The organism is Nostoc sp. 106C, assembly GCF_002154725.1.
Taxonomy (GTDB): domain Bacteria; phylum Cyanobacteriota; class Cyanobacteriia; order Cyanobacteriales; family Nostocaceae; genus Aulosira.
Genome location: NZ_MTAW01000145.1, coordinates 30,894 through 54,942 on the forward strand (window position 1 = coordinate 30,894; position 24,049 = coordinate 54,942).

General features: G+C 40.5%; 22 protein-coding genes. 7 read left to right on the top strand and 15 right to left on the bottom strand.

The annotated features are described in order from the left end of the window. The first annotated feature begins 8 nt into the window (after nucleotides 1-8). Nucleotides 9-2,864: a tetratricopeptide repeat protein gene (locus tag BV375_RS38255; RefSeq protein ID WP_086764302.1), complete on the top strand. Its 2,856-nt coding sequence runs from the start codon at nucleotides 9-11 to the stop codon at nucleotides 2,862-2,864. Between the two features lie 162 nt (nucleotides 2,865-3,026). Further along, nucleotides 3,027-3,218, top strand: coding sequence for an RNA-binding S4 domain-containing protein (locus BV375_RS22250; RefSeq protein WP_086764304.1), 192 nt, complete (start codon nucleotides 3,027-3,029; stop codon nucleotides 3,216-3,218). A 12-nt stretch (nucleotides 3,219-3,230) separates the two neighbouring features. On the opposite strand, the gene BV375_RS22255 is transcribed toward BV375_RS22250, so the two are convergent. Further along, entirely contained in the window at nucleotides 3,231-3,782 is a 552-nt protein-coding gene (locus BV375_RS22255; protein ID WP_086764306.1) for an HD domain-containing protein, read from the bottom strand. A gap of 18 nt (nucleotides 3,783-3,800) precedes the next feature. Continuing rightward, nucleotides 3,801-4,004: a hypothetical protein gene (locus tag BV375_RS22260; RefSeq protein WP_086764535.1), complete on the bottom strand. Its 204-nt coding sequence runs from the start codon at nucleotides 4,002-4,004 to the stop codon at nucleotides 3,801-3,803. Between the two features lie 488 nt (nucleotides 4,005-4,492). Here BV375_RS22260 and BV375_RS22265 point away from each other — a divergent pair, with 488 nt between their 5' ends. From BV375_RS22265 to BV375_RS22275, 3 genes are all read left to right on the top strand, one after another. Then, nucleotides 4,493-5,047 carry an alpha/beta hydrolase gene (locus BV375_RS22265; protein WP_086764308.1) on the top strand — a complete coding sequence of 185 codons (555 nt, stop codon included), beginning with the start codon at nucleotides 4,493-4,495 and terminating at the stop codon, nucleotides 5,045-5,047. 152 nt (nucleotides 5,048-5,199) lie between these two features. Beyond that, nucleotides 5,200-5,529, top strand: a complete 330-nt coding sequence (locus BV375_RS22270) for a hypothetical protein (protein ID WP_086764310.1) — start codon at nucleotides 5,200-5,202, stop codon at nucleotides 5,527-5,529. Nucleotides 5,530-5,818: 289 nt separating this feature from the next. Beyond that, nucleotides 5,819-6,358 carry a hypothetical protein gene (locus BV375_RS22275; RefSeq protein WP_086764312.1) on the top strand — a complete coding sequence of 180 codons (540 nt, stop codon included), beginning with the start codon at nucleotides 5,819-5,821 and terminating at the stop codon, nucleotides 6,356-6,358. Nucleotides 6,359-6,403: 45 nt separating this feature from the next. On the opposite strand, the gene BV375_RS22280 is transcribed toward BV375_RS22275, so the two are convergent. Next, nucleotides 6,404-9,235 carry a DUF5682 family protein gene (locus BV375_RS22280; protein WP_086764314.1) on the bottom strand — a complete coding sequence of 944 codons (2,832 nt, stop codon included), beginning with the start codon at nucleotides 9,233-9,235 and terminating at the stop codon, nucleotides 6,404-6,406. A gap of 115 nt (nucleotides 9,236-9,350) precedes the next feature. Here BV375_RS22280 and BV375_RS22285 point away from each other — a divergent pair, with 115 nt between their 5' ends. After that, a complete protein-coding gene (locus BV375_RS22285; protein ID WP_086764316.1) occupies nucleotides 9,351-9,893 on the top strand; it encodes a Uma2 family endonuclease in 543 nt (180 codons plus the stop codon). A gap of 41 nt (nucleotides 9,894-9,934) precedes the next feature. On the opposite strand, the gene BV375_RS22290 is transcribed toward BV375_RS22285, so the two are convergent. The 9 genes from BV375_RS22290 to BV375_RS37095 form a co-directional block, all read right to left on the bottom strand. Continuing rightward, entirely contained in the window at nucleotides 9,935-10,597 is a 663-nt protein-coding gene (locus tag BV375_RS22290) for a Uma2 family endonuclease (RefSeq protein ID WP_086764318.1), read from the bottom strand. An 82-nt stretch (nucleotides 10,598-10,679) separates the two neighbouring features. Then, the gene (locus BV375_RS22295) at nucleotides 10,680-11,843 is read right to left on the bottom strand and encodes an AAA family ATPase (RefSeq protein ID WP_208096271.1); all 1,164 of its coding nucleotides are present in this window, start codon (nucleotides 11,841-11,843) and stop codon (nucleotides 10,680-10,682) included. A 108-nt stretch (nucleotides 11,844-11,951) separates the two neighbouring features. Further along, the gene (locus BV375_RS22300; RefSeq protein WP_086764320.1) at nucleotides 11,952-13,373 is read right to left on the bottom strand and encodes a VWA domain-containing protein; all 1,422 of its coding nucleotides are present in this window, start codon (nucleotides 13,371-13,373) and stop codon (nucleotides 11,952-11,954) included. Nucleotides 13,374-13,383: 10 nt separating this feature from the next. After that, nucleotides 13,384-14,769 (bottom strand): hypothetical protein, encoded by a 1,386-nt coding sequence (locus BV375_RS22305; RefSeq protein ID WP_086764322.1) that lies wholly within the window; start codon nucleotides 14,767-14,769, stop codon nucleotides 13,384-13,386. 91 nt (nucleotides 14,770-14,860) lie between these two features. Then, nucleotides 14,861-15,331: a hypothetical protein gene (locus BV375_RS22310; RefSeq protein WP_086764324.1), complete on the bottom strand. Its 471-nt coding sequence runs from the start codon at nucleotides 15,329-15,331 to the stop codon at nucleotides 14,861-14,863. 673 nt (nucleotides 15,332-16,004) lie between these two features. Continuing rightward, nucleotides 16,005-16,220 (bottom strand): hypothetical protein, encoded by a 216-nt coding sequence (locus BV375_RS22315; RefSeq protein WP_086764326.1) that lies wholly within the window; start codon nucleotides 16,218-16,220, stop codon nucleotides 16,005-16,007. Nucleotides 16,221-16,430: 210 nt separating this feature from the next. Next, a complete protein-coding gene (locus BV375_RS37090) occupies nucleotides 16,431-16,604 on the bottom strand; it encodes a hypothetical protein (RefSeq protein ID WP_166507502.1) in 174 nt (57 codons plus the stop codon). 93 nt (nucleotides 16,605-16,697) lie between these two features. Beyond that, the gene (locus BV375_RS22320) at nucleotides 16,698-18,596 is read right to left on the bottom strand and encodes a transketolase (RefSeq protein ID WP_086764328.1); all 1,899 of its coding nucleotides are present in this window, start codon (nucleotides 18,594-18,596) and stop codon (nucleotides 16,698-16,700) included. A 647-nt stretch (nucleotides 18,597-19,243) separates the two neighbouring features. Then, nucleotides 19,244-19,408: a hypothetical protein gene (locus BV375_RS37095; RefSeq protein WP_166507503.1), complete on the bottom strand. Its 165-nt coding sequence runs from the start codon at nucleotides 19,406-19,408 to the stop codon at nucleotides 19,244-19,246. Between the two features lie 242 nt (nucleotides 19,409-19,650). On the opposite strand from BV375_RS37095, the gene BV375_RS22325 reads away from it, so the two are divergent. After that, the gene (locus BV375_RS22325; protein ID WP_086764330.1) at nucleotides 19,651-20,577 is read left to right on the top strand and encodes a cation diffusion facilitator family transporter; all 927 of its coding nucleotides are present in this window, start codon (nucleotides 19,651-19,653) and stop codon (nucleotides 20,575-20,577) included. A 2-nt stretch (nucleotides 20,578-20,579) separates the two neighbouring features. On the opposite strand, the gene BV375_RS22330 is transcribed toward BV375_RS22325, so the two are convergent. The 3 genes from BV375_RS22330 to BV375_RS22340 all read right to left on the bottom strand — a co-directional run bounded on the left by BV375_RS22330 (nucleotide 20,580) and on the right by BV375_RS22340 (nucleotide 24,022). Next, a complete protein-coding gene (locus BV375_RS22330) occupies nucleotides 20,580-21,800 on the bottom strand; it encodes an HhoA/HhoB/HtrA family serine endopeptidase (RefSeq protein ID WP_086764540.1) in 1,221 nt (406 codons plus the stop codon). Nucleotides 21,801-21,948: 148 nt separating this feature from the next. Continuing rightward, complete coding sequence (locus tag BV375_RS22335) at nucleotides 21,949-22,956, bottom strand: mechanosensitive ion channel family protein (protein ID WP_086764332.1); 1,008 nt, start codon at nucleotides 22,954-22,956, stop codon at nucleotides 21,949-21,951. A 277-nt stretch (nucleotides 22,957-23,233) separates the two neighbouring features. Continuing rightward, nucleotides 23,234-24,022 (bottom strand): SDR family oxidoreductase, encoded by a 789-nt coding sequence (locus BV375_RS22340; RefSeq protein ID WP_086764336.1) that lies wholly within the window; start codon nucleotides 24,020-24,022, stop codon nucleotides 23,234-23,236. Between the last annotated feature and the right edge of the window lie 27 nt (nucleotides 24,023-24,049).

The following is a 24,049-nucleotide window of genomic DNA, read 5'->3' on the forward strand; positions in this document are numbered from 1 at the left end:
TAATCTCTATGACAACAGGTCTAATCAATCCATATATTACTGGTACTCCAATTAACAATAAGAAAAAGTTTTTTGGACGGGATGACCTGTTCCGTTTTATTGAAGATAACTTACTTCAAGGTGCATCTGTAATTCTTCTGCATGGTCAACGACGGATTGGTAAATCCTCTGTTTTGGCGCAGATTCCTCACTTTTTGAGTCATTTAAAACAGTTTATTTTTATACCGTTGTCTCTGGAAGGTCAAAGTCAAAGCTCGTTGGCAGATATCTTACATCATCTAGCAACAGGCATTGTGAGATATCTGAATTTACCTGAAGAACAAGTAAAGATCCCAACAAAGCTTACGCTAGAATCAAAACCAACGGTCTTTACTACCGATTTTTTTATTCAAATTTATGAAGCTTTAGGCGATCGCAAACCAGTTCTACTATTAGATGAATTTGATACAGTTGGCGATCGCAACGATCAAACAACCACTGAGGATTTCTTTCGCCATCTCCAGTCACTCATTCTCACCCAACCTACAAGATTTTGTCTAATTCCAGTCGTCGGACGGCGGTTGGACGACTTGGAAACCTTAGTGAGTTTATTTCGCCAAGCACCACGTAAAGAAGTTGGTTTGCTAGAGAAAAATCATACCGAACGTCTGATTACCAAACCAGCTGAAGGCATTTTAGAATACGACCCCCTAGCAATTGAGCATATTTGGCTAGTTACCGCAGGACATCCCTATTTTACTCAGGTATTATGCAGTGTGCTATTTGAAAAAGCTCGGGATAAATATGAAGATGAAGTAGCAGACTGGCAAAAGATTAGTACAGAAGATGTCGATCAGAATATTGATGAAGCAATTGAAAGAGCCGACAACGGTTTAGCATGGTTTCGTCAAGGATTACCGATTGCAGAACGGGTAGTATTTGCGGCTATTGCTGAAATGCAAAAACGCTCCCGTCCCGATCCTTGGAAACTACTAACAGACCAAGGTGTAATTGTAACCCATGAGCTAGAAGAGGCGTTAGAAACCCTAAAAACAGGTGGGTTTATTACAGAGAGAGAGCTTTCTGAATTATCCCGCGATCGCCCTTATTCTTATGCAATTACGGTGGAATTAGTCCGTTGCTGGTTCATTAAAAGGCACTCTCTACGCACAGAGATTTTAGAATTAGATAAGCTGCATCCAGAGATTATTCCCTTGTATCAAGAAGGGAAGGAATTACACGAACAAGGGGATATTATTGAAGCAATAAGGTTGTATGAACAAGTTTTACAAGTTAACCCAAACCACTTTGGCGCTTTATCTGGAATGGCTTCTGCTTGTTTAGAAGATGAGCAATTTAGCCAGGCTGTTGAACTTTATACAAGAGTCTGCAAAGTAGACGATCTGAGTGTACGCTACAGGGAGGCTTTTGTAAAATCGCTCTTAGGTTATGGGCGCGACCTCAAAGAAAAAGGCGACCTCGCACAAGCTAGAACCCAGTTTGCAAGAGCGCTAGAGTTAGAACCAGAAAATAGACGCGCACAGCAGCGACTCTGGGAAGTCGAAGCTCAATTAGAGCAAGAACAAGAGCATATTAGCGAAACTTTACAAACCTTACGCAATCCTTTTTATGTTGGCGCTCCTGTCCCACCAGAGTATTTTGTCGGGCGAAGGTCTGCAATTGCAGTAGCATTCGATCAAATCTACAATCGCGGTCATCTAGCTATCTGGGGGAATACAGGTATAGGGAAATCTTCATTTCTGCAATTTTTAGCGTCTCCTCAAGTTTGGCAAGAACATGGACTTAATATTGATGAAGCAATTATCGTTAGCCTGAATTGTTCATTGATCGTTCCTTTTACACCTGATGCTTTTTGGCAAGAATTTTTAAGCCTTCTGCAAGAACAACTCGGTGATGAAAATTTCTTACAAACTGATATTGATAAATTTTTAAATTCAGAAGAAGTCACAATTAGAAATATTCGCCAAATACTGCAAAAAACGGGGCAAAGAAATCGGTTTTTGCTACTGTTGTTAGACAACTATGAAGATGCTCTTTCTCCTAACAAAAACTATACTGAAGCTGAAATGCAGGTATTCTTAAGTGAGTTTCGCAATCTCGCCATTCATAGTAAAGAACGTTATTATTTGTCAACTGTTGTCACCTCTAGGAAACGGCTAACTGAACTTGGACCGGAAGTATATCCGTCGTCATCACCCTGGTATAACCATTACTTGTTTCTGAGCCTCCAACCTTTTAATAATAGAGAAATAAGTGAATTGATCAGCCTTATGCCTGCTGAATTGAATCTGCTTCCAGAGTTAAGGCAGGTCATTCAAGAGATGTGTGGAGGATACCCAGCCTTGCTTCAAAATGCTGGCTATTTGATTTATAACATTTGGCGTAATGGGCAGATACTGAATATTGAAACCTTTGCACAAGAGTTCTATAAAGCTACTAAACATATCTTCCAAGATTGGTGGTTATCCTTTAATGAAACCGAACAAATATTGTTAATGTTAATTGCTTTATCTCGTTTACAAGGTCGTCTCAATCAACGACGATACGACTTGAGCGATATTGACATAGTTTTCAGTCAGCAGCAGCGAGCACTTAGTAATCTAGAAGAGCAGGGCTTTATTAGACGTGCAGAACAACAAGGAAACATTCTTTACCAATTCACCTCATCAATGATGGAATTTTGGGTACTGAAGGAAATTGAAAGTAGCGATGACGGCGGGCTTGCTCAAAGGCAGAGAGTTGTTCTAAACTTAATGAGCCGGAAGCAGGTAGAGCAAATTCAGTCAGCTTTTAGATGGCTTTGGCAAAACAAAGATGCCTCTGAATCATTTATGACTTGGATAGGGCGTAAATTAGCAGATTAGGAAGTATTATTCCTTTTTGATCCATTGATGTAGGTGTTCGGGAAGTTTAGCCCAAGCGAATCTTATTCAGCGTTGTTGTATAATGCCATGAGTCGTTTTACTTGATGTGAACGCCATAAATTAAGTTACCGTGCAGCGTGAACTAGGTTTAGCAAGTGGCAAATGATTAAACTCGATCAGTTTTTAAAGTTGGTAAGTATAGCCTCCACTGGAGGACAAGCCAAGCTAATGATTCTTGATGGTTATGTCAAAGTCAATGGCATCGTTGAAACCCGACGAGGGCGGAAGTTAGTATCAGGAGATCAAGTAACAATAGAAGGGAAAACTTTTGATGTTGGGGAAATAATAGGGTAAGAGGCTATTCAATTATACTTGATCGATAAACAACTTATAATCTTGAATTTTGCTAGCCAAACGTGAAGCTAGAAAATCACTTGCATCCTTCAAAGCTTCATAAATCTGAATACCTTCTTCTCGATATCGAGTAATTTTTTCTAGATTCCAATAATGCGGTGGTGCTTGTAGATTACTAATTCTATCTGCCAACTTTACCATCCATATTTCTTTTGGTTGTTGTTTGATTCTTTGTAAGCTATCTTCCATTTGAAGATGTTTGTCTAAATTTTTATCTTTAGTCAATGCAAGTACACCCTTAGCTACTGCTTCACCAAATTCAGCTTTTATTTGCTCATAAGTTGTATGAGTATCTTCGATGGAGTCATGTAAAAGCGCACATTGAATTGCCAGATTTCCGTCGGTTTCTTTCTCCACACTTAAGGCAGCAATTACTTCCATGCTCACAAAACTTAAGTGCATGATGTAAGGTATTTCTGAACCTGGCATTTTTTGACCTTGGTGTGCTTGTGCTGCAAATTTATAGCTTTTAATATAACTTTCTTGTGACCAATTTCGTTTCATATACAAGCTCTCTCTAATTTAATCATCTGGAAACTGCCAAGATGAAATACTTTCTACATTTGTGCTATTGCATTTAATACAAGTAACATCAAATGTCGAATCCATCCACTCATAACCACAAACACGACAATGACAGAAAATATTATTGCGGTTTGCATCTTTTATCCCTTGATGCCATTGTTGTAGTTGGTTAAGATTTTGAAATGGAAAATTCTCAGACATTCTAATTAGCCTTTTTATCAGTTCTTGAAAGACAGAGTTAAAAAATTTTGAGCTTAATTTTATTCTGTCTAGGGTGGCTGATATAACCATTGAACATGAATTATACTTGAGTTCGCTAAAATCTGCGATCGCAAAAATTTTCATAACGATCAGTACTAATCAATCGCATTCTGCCCAATGAGTTAGTGGTTATCAATCAAAATATTAAACTTATACCATGTACACACCCTTACTCAACCCATAGTAAGAGTGTAATTTTACATTCAGAGCCTACGATTAAGAATTAGGAAATCAAATTTTAGTAGATGTGCTTTTCCACTCATGGGCTTGGGTGCCAAGCCATATCAAGCAGCAAGGTAATGTTGGGGTATTCCTAAACAACTTGAGACGAAGAGTGCTTCATATTGCCAAAATTGATTTTTTCCGAAGTAACAACACTTAAATTTTTTTTGCCTATCTACGCTCTACACAATAGGAAGTTTGACAAAATGCAGAGTTTTCAACTTTTCCATCAATTTAGCAAGTGGCAATTTTCTAAATTACTTGGACAGGCAGTAGCTTTAGGGATAGGTGCTAGTATTTTATTCTTAAGTCCCAATGCTAATGCTGCCGAGCAAGTTGTTTTAAAGTATGGGAATTTTCAAGGGCCAATCTCTGTGAAAGAATTGAGTCAGTTTGTAGAAACTGGCAAAACTACCCCCACACTGAGGGCTTATTTGCAGGCGGCTCAACAAAACCCTGCAATAGCTCGTAAGGCACTGACAGCTGGAATAAAAGCCGATCGTAACTTATTAAATAACCTACTTTCTAGCTGGGCAGGGCCTATTTTAGTAAACCAAATTGGCGAGGTAGTTCATCCTCCTGCACAGCAATTAGACGAGCAGGCGTTGCGAAGCGCTTTAAGTACATCTATTAGTCAAAATGGTGAAGTTACGTTGCTTGGAGCCATTCGTAACTATCCTAATGCTGCTGTTGAAATTGAAGGCGATCGCCTGATTCCTGTTTATGAACGGTTAAGTAACATGGCGAAAATCTTTAACTAAACTTAATTTAATGCCAGCTTGAGATAGCTACTATTGCTTCAAATAGCACATCCAGAGGTAATGTCAACAAAGTCTGTAGGTACTTCAGTTGCATAATTCGCATCTGCAAAACCTAAATTCTATTGCTAACCTATATAGCGATAGATAAAAAGATGAAATTTCTCATCAGGCTTACTGGCTTGGCTTTGATAGTTTTTGGCATCAAGGTTTTGGCAAGTAGTGTAATTTTCTCTGGATACTTTATTCCTAGTTTGCCTGTAATGGTTTTGACAGTATCAGGAATATTGATTTTAAAGTACGGCGGACAGAATCGTAATTATGCTTGGCTATTGATTGCTGGTAGTTTGACTTATGCCATCATGAGTAGCGTAATTTTTATTGCTCCGATCTCACTTGTCTCATTTGGCTTGGCATTGATGGCAGTAAGTATTGGCTACACGATGCTCTCCACTGGTAAAGTTAAATTGCAACTATTACCATAGGTGGAGTTAGCTTGCTACTGGCAATCGAAACCAGACTCTGCGGTGTGAAAAATCACTATTTCCTTAAAGATGGGTTGGGTTCATCAATGTATCATTTCTCAGTCCAGCATTGACTTGTGGATACCTCAAACAATAATTTTCCTTAACTGAAGTATGTTGTGAATGCTTGACTGCCTGGATTATTTGCAATTAATCTATGTATTGGTTCAACAGAAAGGAGTGTAAATAAGCATACTTAGATACAGGGAGCAAGCAAGTATAAACTACCAGCAAAGTTAAGGATAAACAATTGAAACAACAGCAAATCATCCTGGGAAGCATCACCGCCACCTTATCTGCACTAGCACTTGGATATTTTGGCGTTCAATACTTTGAGAAAACCACCATGTATACAGTTGCTGGCGCAATGCTGGGACTTGGTGCAACTTCACAAGTTACCCAATTCAAGTCAAAATCTAAATTCCAACCGTCAAAGCAATCACCACCACCCTCTTTTCCTTTAACTCCTGTTATTCCAGACTCTCCACAGCCAACACAACCAAATTCTCAATCAATTGAACAAAAGATTGAGCATCATATAACTCCTGTTATTCAGGACTCTCCACAGCCAATACAATTAAATTCTCAATCAATTGAACAAAAGATTGAGCATCATATACATCCTGCTATTCAAGATTCTCCACAGCCAATACAACCTAATTCTCGGTCAATCACACAAAAGACTGAGCATCAGATTGAGATTATTGAATCAGACTCTAGTAAAGTATTAATTGCTGAAATTGATCCAATAATTGAACGCTTTGTCACACTAGGTTTGGATGAATTTTAAATTAATAGAGGGCGGCTTTTATCGCCCTCTACGATAATTCATGAATTAAAAATTTGAATTAATTATGTTAGCAAAGTAATTTAATGTTGCTGGATTAGCAGTAATTAATTCTTGCGTTTTGACTTCTTTTTCAGATAAGCGATCGCCTGAATTTATATTCGTTTCTAAACTCTCTTCCCAAGTCAACTCTTTAATTCCCAGTAATTTAGCGAAAGCATTGGTTGTCGCTGGAAAATTTAATAGAAATTCTCTAATTTTCAATTCATTATCGCTAAGTGCTGGTGCAGCCTCAACTCGCTTGACTTGTTCTTTATTTTCTGGCTGCGGCTTTGACCACGCAGGAACCCAGTTATTAAAACCAGGCAATGTATTAGGAAAATTACTAGCTGCTTCTTTGATTAATCCTTGCAAAATTTGGGCATGGGGTCGCAGCTTAAGAATGAGGCTGGGTAACCAAGGTAATAATATTTTATCGGGAACTGTGGCAAATAATTTACTCAGAAGTTCCACAACAAATTTACTAATTCGGGGTGCAAAAGTCAGAGATAAGATAAAACCGTTTAAGTATTCGGGGAAAGATTTAATTAACATTTCATTGTTAATCACCTCATCAAAGAATTCCCGAATTTCTTCTAGTTTTCGTAGTGTCAGCAACCATTCAGTTGTCCACAATAAACCTATTTTGGCGGGGTCGTCTAAACCTTGACTGGATTGTTTGACACCAATTAATAATTGACTGCGATTACAACCTAGAGATAATGCCAAACTTTCAAGGGTAAAAATAAAATTCAACATCCCAGCAATTTGTTCAGGCGTTGTTCCTCTATCAGCAAAAGCCTGGGGTAGTAATGTGGCGTAATGTCCGTAGCCAGTGGTAACAAAGCGCTCTATCCATTCTGGTAAGCCTGTGGGTGTGGCGCGGTAATAATGTACTAACCGCCGGACTCGCTCAAATACTTGTGGCGCATCGCTGACACCAGTTTCTTGTTTGAGGAGAGAAATCGCGTGTTCTCCGAGTTCTTGAGTTAATCTCAGACTACGAGCGTATAAAATGCTATCTTCCGTGGCTTTGAGGACATCGCTGGTTTGAGCTTGGGGAGAGAAAGCTGTCTGCTTGAGTCGCTGTTCGATAACTTGCTCGATGCTCACACCTTCGTAACCGAGCATAATAATATCGCGCTGGTATTTACCGATGCGAATTTCCCAAGATTCTTGAATTGGTTTTGAACCGAGACTGCGATCACCCATAATGGGTTTAACAATGCGATCGCTTAACAAATAATACAATCGCCACAGCACATCGGAACATGGTAGAAGTTCCGGTTGCTGTTTAAAATCCATTAAGGCGCGTTGGTTGGTTTGTGCAAGTAAGTTGACTCCCAATGGTTGCAGCCTATCGTAAACATCTTGGGCTAAGGGAGGTAAAGAAGCATAACCAACCGTACCAATGCGATCGCCTCCGAGTAAGATTTGGCAAAGTTGGTAAATATTGCGTTTTTTGGGAGTGCGGTCTTTTTCGAGACAAGTTATGGCTGCATCCTGGAAATCGTAAGGTGTGGGGTGCATCCGGTTTCGCATCCCAGCTAGCAACATTGAGGTTTGATAAATAGCGATTGAGTCTGCGGTACTAGCTAAATAGGCATTTTTCCGCGCTAATCCTACAATATCAGCGCACCATTGCAATAATTGTTCCGTATCTGCGGCTGCTAATTCTGGGGGACGAGTTAAAAAGGCTGTGAGGTTGGAGTTTGTGGCTTTGGCTGCAACTTGACTTTGCTGCTTTTTACTAGCTTTCTCTTCTTTATTTAAAGAAAATCCCTTCAATCCCGTAATCTTGAGATTCTTTTTCCAATTGGCTTCCGCTAGGGATACTGTACCCGCGGGGTGATGAAATTGGTATTCAATTGCAGCAAAACTAGAAGGAATCAGGCCGTATAACCATTTAGTTTGGCTACGTTCAGGGATTTCCCAAACATTATTATTAGTAACGCTATATTCTTCTACATCGCTAGCTGAGTGCGCTGCACCACATATATAGATAGCTTCCGACGGTGCAATTTTATTCGCCGCCATGTGTTTTTTCATGCAAGTCCACATATAGCGTTCGCGCTGACGGTCGATTTCAATATCGTGGTTGCGGGTTCCTAAGCGGCGCATCAAGCTACCGATGAGGAACATCACCTGGCGATATGTTTCGTAATCTGCGCCAATAATTGCTGTTTCTACATACTCATCCCACCATTCCGAAAAGTGGCGAGTATTGGAATTGCGTAGTAAAAAGGTTAAAAATTGGTCAAAGGTGGGAACAAGGCTACCTACTTCCACACCAATCGCCGAACCGTGCATTTTGGCTTCATCGCTGGCGGGTTCCTCCGATTCTGCCACAGGTTTTTTATCGGGAGGTTCCCACTGGAAGACAAAATCAACCGCTCTATCAACAAATACTAACTTAGTTTCCGGGTTTTGGAGTGCAAATGCGATCGCTTGATATTCTGCGGAAGCTTCGGTAATGGGTGCTACCACACTCAAAGGCATGATTTTGGGGGAAAAACTCTCAGATTCAGCAGCGAAGGCTTGTAAAGCTACGGGTAATTTACAATCGCGCAAATTCTCGACGGTGTTTTGTAAGTCTTCGCACAATTCCAAGTAGATTACTTTCGGCGGCTTCTCCCTTAACCGTCGTACCATCTGCAAAGCGGAGGATGGTGAATGGTGACACACCGGGAAAATTTCTAGAGGTTCGTTGCTGGCTTTTTCTACATCTGTCATTAAAGCTATCAGCATTTCGCTTAAAGGTTGAGCATCAGTAGCGAATTTTTCCGCAGCGTTGAGGAGTTGTTCTTGAAGTGCTTTGAATGCAGTTGGTAAGGTAACCATAGTTTAGGAGATAGGCGTAAATAAAGTTAACTCGTGGGAGTCGTCATTTGTCATTTGTGCGATATTTTAGATTTCTCATAATATAAATACAGCCCATGTCAGAATCGGAGGCTTTATGTCACTGACACTTGAAGATTTAGAGAAAATACAGCAACAGTACCCCGACTATCGGATGGAACTAGTTAAGGGTAATATTATTGTCATGAGTCCATCAGGATACGAATCAGATGAAGTTGCTGCTACGATGGTGTCTCAGTTATACAACTGGGTTAAGCCGCGTAAGCTAGGAAGAATAACAGCTTCTAGTGCTGGTTTTAGATTGCCAAACTCAGATTTGCGTGCATCAGATGCTTCATTTGTTTTAGCCGAACGTTTGCGTCGCAGTCCCAAATCTTTTGCTCAATTGGCTCCTGATTTAACTGTTGAGGTCAAGTCTCCCAGCGATAATTTAGAGGATATAAGAACTAAGATTCAAGAATTTCTGAGTTTGGGAACTAAAGTCGGAATTTTGCTTAATCCTGATGAGCAAATTGTGGAAGTTTACAATTTGGGAAAAGAGGTAATTGTACTTAACAATGGCGATGTACTAACGGTTCCCGAACTGCTTCCAGGTTGGGAAGTACCAGTTGCAGATTTATGGCCTGTAGAGTTTGATTAAGAAGGCATACACATCGTTTATTCAAATTTCTACCTGATTTTCTATGATGATTTGGCTAACTGTTCCCTTACCCATTGCCGCACATGACGAATTAAACTTGTTTCACCCATCGTTAAACTTAACTCCAAAAACTTCATCAACACAACAGCATTAAACATCGGCAACACTAACGACATTTCACGGGGTTGGTAGTCATTATTAACTAAACTCAAAATTGTCAAAATCTCACGATCAAAACGCCATACTTCCGGCACACCCAACGCCGCATAAATCCCCATCCGATTCATCGAACTGCTGGTACTATCAACTTCAATTGCCAAATCTGGAGGTGGATCAATTGTCAAATCAATTACATCTTTACCGCGCACAGCTAACTCATTTTGAATGTAATAACATTCATCTGGTTCTAAACCCTTGCGTAAATCTTCTCGTGTCCAAGTTGTAGAACCTAAGCTACGAATTTCAATTCCTATCTCTTCTGTAGTAACTTCGACAAAACGACCAAGTAGTTTCTTAAAAGTTTCGTGTGGTGGTAGCGGCATCATAATCTCCAAAGTGCCATCATCATAAGTTAGTCGCGTTCCTGGTTGTGACTCCAAATCTCGCACTAAATTCTGATAGGTATCCCAGTGAATGCCTTGAAGTATGGTGATGTTTGTAGGTAATGATTTTGCCAAAGGTGTATCGGAAGCGGCAATAGTCATAGTTTTCTCCTTTAGCTCTAAATATTCAGTTCTTTGAGATATTCACTCATCTTAACGCGCACCTCTGTTAGAGATTTATTGCTTAAAATAACCCCATTGCTTGTTTCCCACCTTCGAGAAAGGCTTCCCATTCACCTTTGTTTTCTTTACTACGCTTCTCTACAACTGCGTGCCAAAACTGATTCATCACTGAAATATCTTCCGGTTGACGACGCACCAAAGTACCCACCAATGATTTGGCTAATGCACCAGCTTCTAAATTGGTAGCGCCAAAATAACGGCTATGTAAAATCGCATCTTCTAAAACACCGATTTGTTCTGCTGTGGAAAGCGCCGACTCTAAACGCTGGTCGTCGGAACTGGCGGCTGCACTGGTTTCGCGCAAATCGGCAAAGGTTTGCAACAATACATCCAATAGCGTTGGTGGCACATCCACCTCAAAGCCGTGACGGTTCATTAACTCTTTGGTGCGGAAAAGGATAATTTCTTTTTCTTGCTTCTTGTTCGTCACCACAGGCATATGTACAAAATTAAACCGCCGCTTCAACGCTGAGGAAAGTTCATTTACACCCCTATCTCGGCTGTTGGCTGTGGCAATTACATTAAACCCCGGTTGAGCAAAAGCCACATTATCATCTCTAAGTTCAGGAATCGAAATATACTTTTCACTCAGTATTGATATCAGTGCATCTTGCACATCAGAAGTACAGCGTGTCAATTCCTCAAATCTGCCCATTGCCCCACTGTGCATGGCTGTCATAATTGGTGAGGGAATCAAAGAATCGCGGGATTGACCAGCTGCAATTACCATCGCCACGTTCCAAGAATACTTAATTTGGTCTTCTGTAGTTCCCGCCGTTCCTTGAACTACATACGTTGAATTCCCAGAAATCGCCGCCGCTAGTAATTCTGCTAACCAGCTTTTACCTGTACCAGGGTCGCCAATCAACAATAAACCCCGGTCAGAAGCTAAAGTGACAATAGCACGTTCGGCGATCGCACTATCTCCGTACCATTTCTGCTCAATTTGGCGGTCAAGTTTTTGCGATGGCGTACTTCCCAACACGAAAGTCCTTACCATTTGCGGCGACAGTCGCCAAGAAAATGGTCTTGCACCTTTATCAATTGAGGCTAAATATTCCAACTCGTCTGCATATTTCATTTCCGCCGGTTGGCGCAGCATTACAGCATTATCTTTCGTATCGCTACTTGCACTATTTGTAGTATTACTCTTAGCCCTTGCCATTTTTATCTCCTAATTATTCTCTGTAATTTTTCTCTGCGTTCTCTGCGCCTCTGCGGTTAGAAAATAATTTTTGAACCACAGAGACGCAGGGGACACAGAGGTAAGAAGTTAATTAACAATTACTTTTTTTAATTCCTGAATTAACTTCTTCGGACTACCAGTTAAAATCGGCATACCCAACTCCTTCAACTTGTCGCGGAACCATTGATTCACACTGAAATATCCTGAACTTGTCACCGCACCCACGGGGATAAAATGCAATCCCGACTCCTTCAGCGATTTAATATAGTCAAATAAAACTTGGTCGCTACCACCTTCGTAAAAGTCAGAAATTAACACCATCGCCGTATTTTTTGGTTCTAAAATCTTTTGTGCGGCTTCTTGCAATGCAAGGTAAATATGTGTTCCTCCACCTAAGTTAGTCCGCAATAAGACTTCAAATGGGTCATGTACCCAAGCTGTTAAATCAATTACTTGAGTATCAAACGCTAACAAATGCACTTCCACATTTGGAAGTCCAGCAAAAATCGAAGCGAGGATAGTACATTGCACCATCGCATCAACCATTGAACCTGATTGGTCAACAACTACAATCATGCGAGTTGGTGTTTTCTTCTTGGCTGTGTGGTGGTAGTAAAGCCTATCAACAAATAATCTTTGTTCTTCTGGGTTCCAGTTAGTGAGATTCTTCCATATCGTTCGTTTTAAATCTAAGTTGCGAAATATCCGTTTCGGCGGTACTGAATAATCAATTTTGCCCGCCACAGCTTGCGCTACTTGTAACCGCAGCACTTGGGCGAGTTCGTCTACATACTCCTGAATCAACCGTTTGGCGTTTTTCAGCGCATTTCCTGACAAATTCGCTTTTTCGCGTAAAAGCTGTTCTACCAAAGCCATTGATGGCGTAAGTTGACTAGCTAACCTGTCATCTTTAAGAACTTCGTGTAAAGCCATGCGATGAATTAATTCACCTTCCAAAGCTTTGAGAGTGGCGCGGAGTTGTTCTTCTGTGACGGTGAAACCACCACCAGTACCAGAACCCGCACCCATACCGCCACCGTTACCACTACCTTGATTTTGATTACCTGGATTTTTCCCGATACTCGGCCCGTTCCCACGTAAACTTCCCGGTTGACAGCCCAAGGCTTTTTCTAAAAATCCGACATCTTTCAGCCATTGGGCGTATTGTTGGGCGGTGACAACTCCTGTTTGGGTGTTGGGACCGAAAGAATTTAGCAGTAATTTGGAGAAAACTAGGGCGCGGCGCAGGGTGGCGGTTTCTGCTTCGGTGGCTGCGTCGTCTTGGGGAATAATTGGATTATTAAAATCTGCTTCTAATTCTGGGTAGCGGTGCAGTAAGTGTTCGATGCTGATATTAGGGTCGAGGATTAATTGCGGTAAATTTAACTCGCCGACAACTTCAGTCGCCATGTTTTCAAAATTTGCTCCCTGTTCGCTGAAGCCAAACATACTAGTTAGCAAGCGCCAGTATACAACTTGACGGCGTTGGGCAATTTGTTCTGTATCCATGATATTTTCCTCAACCCTTACGCAGTAGCCGACTAGAACGTTCTTGTAGAATTCCCACGACGCTACCTTTAATTGAATCTTTCTTCGCAATTACTGACGCTGCGGTTTGTCCTGTATATATTGTTTTGTTTTTAACTGTTACTGCTAAAGGTTGAACTGTCCATTTCCCAGCATCGAAGCGTAATAAACCGAAGATTTGCTGAGATTTGGCGATCGCATCTAAATTTAATTCTGATAAACTGCTGATACGTTCGTTAGCAATGCTGAGTTCTCCTGCATCACCCCAACTTAAAACAACATTTTCGTCATTTTTGACGACTTTATATTTACTGAGAAATATCGGTTCGGCAAGTTGGATGGGATGGCGATCGCTCGCTGCAACTGTAGAATAAACTAGGCTATTCGCTGGGTTCTCAGCAAAAAATTTCGATGCTCGCTCCATCAAATTATAATTTTGACCAAGTTCTCCTTGACCTTGCCAGAGTAAATCTCCGGTAGGTAGCAAAGGTACATCTTTAATTTGCAATATGCGAGTTTGCGCGAAAGCATCAAGCAAAGCAGTTGCATTGGGAAATAATAACCAAATTTGCTCGTTATTGATTGCATCTACCTTGTAAGCTGATTGGGTAACTCGCACCAACTGAGTTTGATTATTTGCATCTAACAACCCATAAGCTGTAAAGCTAACTAAATTTGCGTGTTGGCGTAAATCTAAACCTAAAATTTCTAAGTTTCCTGATATTGGCTGCGATTTTGGTAAATTAGCTGGGCGTAATGTTCCTATCATTGCCTGTGTCCACAAGTCAACCCAACGGTATGTAGGAATTGCTTGGCTATCAACCACCGGCACCTGACGCATTAATTCATTAAAATATCCCGTTAGTAATGCAGCTTGTCGTATTAATAAAGGTTCCGCTTGGATTTGTTCGAGTGTCCCCGCAAAATCAACTAAAGTTGCTGTATCTAGACGCGCATAGCCTACTAAAGCAATTTCCATTAACCAGTGACGCACACTTGCTAAAAGAACTTTGGCATTATTTGGTGCTTCGCTTGATTCTTCAGACTCTACCTCAGCAATTTCTGTACGTCCTAACAAACTTCGCATTTGAGATTGTAATGTATCAAATAGCGCTCCTTGAATGGCAGCACGCACACTCGCTAAAACGGAAAAATGCTTATCTACAAACTCATTTGAGCTAATTGCTACAACAGCATCAGCCAATGTTTGCTGTAACGGAGTGCCAGTAAATACACGCTCAAAAGCCTTCAGAGTTTGGAGATGTTGATCGTCTAGATTGGCAAAGCCAGTAATAAAACACTCATCTAAACCAGCAATCAACTCGAATACTACTTGATTGCTTTCGCCTAATTGATGCAACGCGCCAGGGAAAGCCATGTGATAGCAATCCTAATTTAAATATAGGGACAAGGGGGCAGAGGGGCAGGAGAGAAATAACAAATGACTATTGACCAATGACAAATGACAATTAAACAAACCAACTCATTTCAGGTAGCGGAGAATTTGACGTTTCCAATTCCAAGTAACGCAGGTAATTTAAAAAGCGGCTAAAAACTTCACTTGCAGGTTCTTTTTTTACCGTACCGCGACGATTGATAATGTCGCCAACAGAAGTAATTTGACTGACATCACCTGGAACCTTGAGATAATTAATTACTTGATCGAAACCATAAGCTGCGATCGCTTCCTTCATCACAGCTTGCAAATGCTTACAGGGATAGCCTCCCAAACCCCCACAAGGACGGTTATTATTTGTACTGCAATAAAAATCTAGCGTCCCTGCTTCAAAAAAAGAAACGTAAACCCGTTCAATATCAGAACCGCTAGAAACTACTCCCTGTACACGATGATTAAATAACTCAACAAACGGAACCTGCTTCACATCCCGCTTGGTTGCAGCATTTTTCTGGCTGGAAGCTGTAAACGATGAATCAGGCATAACGTAATAATCCCAATTTGGCGAAACTTTGAAATCGTCAAATAATCCGTGAGAACGTTAGCAAAATCTATGATTTAAAATCGAGAATCCAACATGATATTAGCCCACTTACCATGCTCATCTGTAAATTTTACATATAGCCACCATAAAAATACGTAAAATCCTGTCTCTTTGCAAAAGTTATTATTTGGGCGGAATGGCAATAGGCGATGTCTAGCTTACGCACTTGCAAATCTAAAATCTCTAAGGAAAACGCATCTAAAAATCAAGCACTCGCTTTCTAGCTTGTTTTATGCTTACGAGTCCTTGTTAAGAAACTTTGAGAGTAGCCATAATTTTTGATTGGATTTGACCCAACATAAATTGAAATTACCGAGTATCACCTCAGCTTTCCTATTACTCTAAGTAGATAAAAATAGGAAATCAAAAAAAGCAATAATGGTCAACTACCAATACTCATACCATTTCACCTTAATAATGATACAAATACGCGGATAAAGGTTTAGCAATGCTAAACCCCTACGAAAAATTTATGTGTATCAGGATTTTCGTGAATTGGTATCACACCAAATTGCAATCAAAAGTAGTATCTTTCATTGCAACCCTAACGTCTTGTAGGGCAGCAATCTCATCAATTTTAAGCTAATACAACAGATAGTAACTTAGTAGAGATTTAAGTCAATTTATAAAAGATATTAGGGTCTAAATCAGGAGGAAATGCAAAAACTTCTTTGCCTGATAACATTATTGTTTTTTGGTAAAGTGCAACTGCTTTTAACAGATAACAGTGCTTAATTGGCACCCATTGTTCATCATTGTGAAAATAGATGACAACACGTTCTAATGAGTACTTTTCTAGTGGTAAAGAAGTTTTCCAAGGAGAAATCATTTTTTGTTACTAAAGAAAGTTTTAAATAATACATTAATAGTAATTATAAAATGAGTATTTTCTGGATTATAATTAGCAAAACTATCTAAAGTAGCAATTTATATATATCAAAAGACGTAAATTTAAGCTGTTGTTAAATGATATATATTTGGCAACCTAAGTAAGTAGCTTGAATTAATATAATAAATACTTATTTAAAGATTGTGTTTCTTACCAATTAATATCTTTTTGCAGTTTGGTATTTGCATCGACCTGCAATGCTAATGCATTGCTCTGCAATGCTAATACATCGCTCTGCAATGCTAATGCATCGACCTGCAATGCTAATGCATCGCCCTGCAATGTTAATGCATCGCTCTGTAATGTTAATGCATCGACAGACAAATTATATTGCCCGCAAGCTTCTAGCCTGCGGGCGGTTGTTGAGTGTCCGAGAGAACTATATTTTTGTCAGTGTTAACAAGGACATCATGGATGTTATTCTGTTGGCACCCAACTAGCTTGTTGAACAAGCGATCGCACTGCTTCGACAATGGCATCGGCATCAATGCGGGCGGCATGAAGTAGTTCTTCAGGAGTGCCCGATCCTGGCATATCTTGTACGGCTAGCTTGACAAAGTTTAGTGGCAATTCACCATAGCTAGGAGCAGCGCCCACACCTACAAAAGCATCAAGAACAGCAGCACCTAGTCCGCCTTCACTCCAGTGATCTTCTACTACAATGAGTTTGCCATCTGTGTCACGGGCGGCTTGGTGCAGGGTTGCAGCATCAATTGGCTTGAGAGAGTAAGCATCAATGATCCGCACTGCAATGTCTTCTTGTTTCAGGCGATCGTAAGCTTTGAGTGCTTCATGTACTGTAATCCCGGCTGCAATTACCGCTACTTGATCGCGATCGGAACTGCGAACAACTTTGCTACCACCAACTGCAAAATCTTCATCAGATGGATAAAGAACAGGTGTGCTTTCACGGGTTGTGCGCAGATAAACAATGCCATCAAGATCTACCATTTCGGCTACAAGTTTGGCAGTCTGATTAGCATCGCAGGGGTAAAGCACGGTGCTGCTCCAAACTGCGCGCAAACAAGCTAAATCTTCCAATGCCATTTGGGAAGGGCCATCTTGACCAATTGAGACTCCCGCATGGGAACCAACAAGTTTAATATCAGCGCGAGAGATCGCAGCCATGCGGATAAAATCGTAAGCTCGACTTAAGAACGCTGCAAAGGTGGAAGCAAAAGGTTTGTACTGGCGCACTTGTAATCCTACTGCTGCGGCTACCATTTGCTGCTCGGCAATGTACATCTCAAAATAGCGATCGGGGTAAGTTTTGGCAAACTCTTCGGCGTAGGTGGAGTTGCTCACTTCTCCATCTAAAGCAACCACATCCGGTCGGGATGCGCCTAAAGCTTTCAAAGCATCCCCGTAGGCTTTACGAGTTGCAACTAAATCACCTTCTTGGTATACAGGAAGCTGGAGAGCTTGAGTTTGAGCAGTTGTAGCTGTTTGAACCTCCGAGTTCGGTTGTTCAACCTGAATAATTATTTGGCGTTCTCCTCCCAATTCAGCGATCGCATTTTTGGCATCATCGGGTTTTAATGCTTTACCATGCCAACCGCCAATATCTTCTAAATGAGCTACACCCTTGCCTTTTTTTGTCCGAGCCACAATAAGTGTAGGAAAATCGAGGTTATCGACTGCTTCTGCGTAGGCTTGGTCAATTTCTTCTAAGTTGTGACCGTCTATTTCAATTGTTTTCCAGCCGAAAGCCCGAGCGCGATCGCAGTATACTTGAGTGTTCCAACCTAACATTGTTTCGCCGCGCTGGCCCAAGCGGTTGACATCAAGGATAGCGATTAAATTTGCCAGTTTGTAGTGGGTGGCGTGTTCAAAAGCTTCCCAAATCGAACCTTCAGCCATTTCACTATCCCCAAGCAAAACCCAAGTATGATATGGTAGCTTGTCTAAATATTCGCCAGCTAAAGCAACGCCAACGGCAACTGGTAATCCTTGACCAAGGGAACCAGTTGCCACATCTACCCAAGGTAGTACTGGAGTAGGGTGTCCTTCTAAGCGACTGCCATATTTTCGTAGTGACATCAACTCGTGATCGTCAATTACTCCTGCGGCACGATACATTGCATACAATAGCGGTGCTGCATGTCCTTTTGAGAAGATGAGGTGGTCGTTGTTGCGATCGCTTGGATTGCTGAAGTCGTAGTGGAGATACTTCGCAAGCAGCACTGCCATTAAGTCAGCAGCAGACATAGAAGAAGTGGGATGACCCGAGCCAGCAGCCGTGGTAGCACGAATACTATCAACCCGCAATTGTTGTGCCAACTCATGCCATGCTTGCAATTGTTCAACGGTAGCCATGATTAATCTCCTACAAAAATAGGGGCTAGGGGATGAGAAATCTTCGCACTCAGAGAAAGAGCTTATAACCAGGTTGAATACGCCTCACAAAGCACGCAGTGATTTGAGTATTTGCCTTTTTGAGCCTGTCTTATAAACCTATGTGTTGCATATTCAGCCTTTAACAACACAATTGCTATCTCAAAACTTTGAGTTTCTGACTTATTTTAAAAAATGAAAACAATCTTCATTCTCTGAATATAGCTAAGTATAAGAATCCTAAATTATTTGTGAAAAACTTTAAGCAGTCTATGGTGGATAGTGCCCACCATATTTACTTGGATTTCAAAAATCAATAGGAAGCCCATCGTATACACATCGTAATTAAGAAGTGCGATTCTTTCCTCTAACAAATGGTAGAGTAATCAGGTATAAATTATTTAATTATGCAAATGCTTATCAAATTCCGATCCAAGTGCGGAAACATCCGCTTTGTTTGAGTATTCCTCGCTGTAACTTACTCTGAATGAGGCAATCCAGATTAATTTTTAATAAATTATGTAATACAAATCACTATTGAAAACACAAATACTTCAAAGTTTGATATTAGAAGTAGCAAGCTCATTCTTAACCTCAAAATCTTCAGAATGAATGAGCTATAGAGCTAATTACCATAACATCATTGGCAAACCAGCAATTACAGAAGCAATACCTGTCCAAATCGAGAAGCGCCCGATATCTGCTTCATCTAATGCAACACCCATTTGAGTCATCGCTGCCAATAATGCTGCCAATATAACTATAAACAAGCTGGCATATCCCAAGTTAATCATGATTCATCCTCATCATTTCATGACATTTCTAGCTTCTCAGAGTATTTGCATTTCAAATAATCAATACTCTAACCTCATAAAATAATGGCGATTATTTTCTCTAACTTCTGCTATACGGATGGCAAATTCTCTATTTCTTTCTATTTAAAGAAAGAGATTGATGTTAAGTTAAGTTAGTGGTGATTAGCACAAAAATTCTAGAAACTAGCGTTAAGAAGCAGGCTGTTATTTAGGTATCAAGGATGGCACATAATCATAGTCATAGTCATCATCATCATCATGAACATGGCACTAATAACTACAGCCGCGCTTTCATGATTGGTATTATCCTGAATTTGGGATTTGTAATTATTGAAGCAGTTTATGGATACTTAGCTCACTCTCTGGCTCTGCTTGCTGATGCAGGCCACAATATGAGTGATGTATTAGGACTGCTACTTGCTTGGGGTGCAAGTTTTCTGGGTAGCCGACCCCCAAGCCAACGCTATACCTATGGTCTGCGACGTTCCTCAATCTTAGCGGCTTTGATTAATGCGATCGCGCTTTTGTTAGTCATGGGCGGAATTGCTTGGGAAGCGCTGCAACGCTTTCACACACCCGCATCTGTAGGAGGAAATACAGTCATCGCTGTTGCGATGGTAGGAATTTTCATCAATACGATCACTGCACTGATGTTTATGTCCGGTCGCAAACACGACTTAAACATTCGCGGCGCATTCTTACACATGGCTGCTGATGCTGGAGTTTCTTTAGGAGTTGTATTAGCTGGTATCGCCATTGTTTTCACAGGCTGGCTATGGTTTGACCCAGTTGTGAGCTTGATTATCGTTGCTGTGGTGGTATTTGGAACTTGGCAGTTATTGAAAGATTCGGTGAATCTAGCATTAGATGCTGTCCCAGAGGGAATTGAGCCATTAGCAGTTCAAACTTATCTATCAGAACTTCCTGGTGTTACCCAAATCCACGATTTACACATTTGGGCAATGAGTACAACTGAAACAGCCTTAACTGCTCACTTGGTGATGTCCTCTGGTCATCCTGGTGATGATTTTCTCGTCCAAACTTGTAAAGAACTGCACGACCATTTCGGCATTGAACATTCTACTTTACAAATAGAAATTGGCGATTCCAATCAAACCTGTGCTTTGGCTTCTCACCATAAAGTCTGACCTTAAGGCTGGGTATTAGTTGGCGATGGCAGCGGCTCAGGTCTGACTGTCAATTGCAAAGTCTGTCCATTGCGTTGTACTTCGATTGGCAAGTTCTTACCTATACCACTGTTTTGAAGTATTTGTAGAATTTCATCAGCTTTGGTAACTGGTTGATTGTTAATTCTTTGGATGACATCTCCTGCACGCAATCCGGCTCTATCAGCTGGCGAACGAGGAACTACACGAGCAATTAAAATTCCTTGATCTGCTTGAATGTGAATATTAGTATTAGGAGAATTATTGAGTCTTTGTTTAATTTCTGGCGTTAGAGCTAGCATTTCGATACCTAAATACGGGTATTCAACTTTGCCCTTACTAATCAATTGCTGACTAATTCTTTGAGCCGTATCGATAGGAATGGCAAAGCCGATACCTTCAGCACCTTGAATAATTGCTGTGTTAATTCCTATTACTTGACCGCGCGCATTGAGTAAAGGCCCGCCTGAATTACCAGGATTAATTGCTGCATCAGTTTGAATATAGCTAGCTGGTCTGGTAGAAAGGTTTAAAGAACGGTTAATCGCACTAATCACACCGACGGTTACAGTTTGTTGCAAACCCAAGGGATTACCAATTGCGATCGCCCATTGTCCTGGTCGCACTGAGTCAGAATTTGCGATTTCTACTGTTGGGAGATTATTACCAGGAATCTGGACAACTGCAACATCGCTTACAGGATCGTTACCCAACACTTTGCCTTGAACAGTACGACCATCAGAAAATGACACCGTTACTGTATCAGCATTGTTGACAACATGAGCGTTGGTAAGAATTCGCCCATTGGGATCGATAACAAAACCAGAACCAAGACCGCGCACAACTCGCTCTTGAGGCTGTGTTGGTACAGCTTCACCAAAAAACCGCCGCAAGAATGGATCGTTCAACCCACCAGGTAGCTGTGGCGCTTGAGTTGTCACAGTTCGAGAAGTATTAATTTGAACTACTGCTGGTTCGACTTTTTCTACAACTGCTACCACAAAATTGTTGTCTTCAGCAGTTGGAGTAAGAGAGCGATCGCTTTGATTAGCTGTCTGTTGAACTGTGGGTGTTGGGGTAGAAGCAACCAGAGGACTAACTTCTCTAGATACATCTGTTGTACAACTACTTAAAAATCCGGCTGTTATTCCTAAACAAGGTACTAGTAAGTAAGTTATTGGTTGTTGAAAAAAAAGCTTGATCATTGATACTGTTTGCTTAGTTGACAAAATGTTCAAATTTAATAAATTCGACCCCAAATGTTTTGCTTGATGTTGCATATTTTTAGTAGATACTAATGATTAATTTTTGTTATAAAAATAATGTAAATATCGCTTGTTTAATTTGGTGTTCTCATTGTCCGTCGATTTCAGAATCTACTTTGCCGTTCCCATCATTAGAGGAACGCATTTGAGCAAGCAACCTTAGAGAATCACTGATCCGGTGAGGTTTGGGTAATTCACCTTTTCCTGCTGGCCATCCTTCACGCTGACGGGAACGATCGCCATCTGTCTCTTCGGTTTGGTCATGAAATAAAATCTGTGTCGTGGGAAAAGGCAAGTCTATGCCGTTTTCGACGAGCTTTTTCTTAATTGCACATAGTACGCGATCGCGTGAAATAAGATCATCTGCCCTGCGTGGTGGTTTAATCCACCAGCGTGCGCGTATATTAACAGTACTTTCAGCTAGTTCCATTACCAATACATCAGGAGCAGGGTCTTTTAATACCTGATCTACGCTATGCATTGCTTCTAAAATTAATTGCTTGGCTCGGTCAATATCATCACCATAACCAATACCGACATCGTACTGTAAACGGCGGCTTTCAAAGGCGGTATTTACGGTTATAGAATTGGTGAATAACTCGGAGTTAGGAATCACAATTCGGCGACCATCATAAGTTTTGATTGTGGTCGCGCGTGTTTCAATATTTTCTACAGTTCCCTCAAAATCTTTAAAGACGATCTGATCGTCTATTCGGAACGGTTCAGTTAGCAGAATTAAAATACCAGCTAAAAAGTTTTGCAAAATATCGCGGAAAGCAAAACCAATTGCTACCCCGCTGATTCCCAAAAGTTGCACTAAATCACCTGCTCTAAATGTGGGGATAACAATTGATAAAGCCACAAATAGACCCACCAGTATTGTTGTACCCTGTGCTAACCTTCCTAGTACCAATCCTAGATTTCTAGCGTAGCGACGGTTACGAGTTAATCGTTTAACTGATTTTTTAATTGCTCCAGCAATCAAGAAAAATATGAGAAAAACAATTAAAGCTAGCACAAGCTTAGGCAACAGTGTAACAAATCCATTGATCATGGATTGAACTTCTTTCCAGGCTAATGATATCTCTGCACTCACGATCTTTACTTACTCATCATTAATTACGAAACTAGTAAAATTCTTTATTCTCAAGCGAGTTTGCTAAGGATAAAAGCTGCAAGAAATCCAAAGACGACGAGCAGTCCTGCAAAATCATGAGCTTGCTCAAAGGCTTCTGGAATTATGGTGTCTGTAATCGTTTATAGTGATTGACCTTTTTACTTCTAAGAGGTCAATAATATTGTATGAAGCGATGCTCACAAAAACAATCTGTTGTGCTGGTTTAGTTTTTAGCAAGAAAATCTTTACTTTAACTTCAGGTTGGTTTGACTCTGCTAGCTATCCAATAAAATAATGTAGGTAAATATCTTTTAAAATACACTAACAAAACATCAGAACCGCCAATATATACTTCTGGCTTTTTTTGATAAATAGATTTCAAGATTTTCTGAGCACAAATTTCAGCATTCATGCCTTTTTCTTGCCCTTCATCCATTTTTCCATACAAACTTCCATCATATTTTAAAGCATTGCGTGAGATATTGGTTTTAATTCTTCCTGGGCACACAATGGTAATAAAAATTTTATGTTCTGGCTTTAATTCCAACTGCAATGTTTCAAAAAAACCATGCAAGGCGTGTTTTGAAGCTGCATAAGCCGAACGTAATGGAAAGCCAACTTTGCCAGCTATACTTGAAATTACCGCAATTTGTCCACCACCATTGGCAATCATAAATGGCAAAATTATTTTAGTAATATTGATAGTACCAAAATAATTGACTTCCATAATTGTCCTGTCAACTATTGTTTGGGTCTCAACTACTAAAGAACGTTGGCTAACACCTGCATTATTTACCAAAATATCGATTTTGCCATAATAATTTATAGCAGTATTTGCTGCCTTTTCTACCGATGTCGAATCTGAAATATCAAAGGCAATAACCAAACACTCGCTACTAATATTTTGTTTAACCCTGAGCAATTCATCTTCCTTTCTTGATGAAATAATTAACTTTGCACCTTGATTGGCAAATTGATAAGCTAATGCTTCGCCAATACCAGATGATGCTCCAGTAATCCAAACAACTTTGTCAAGAAAAAGCATTTATCTATACAAATTTATGATTGGCAA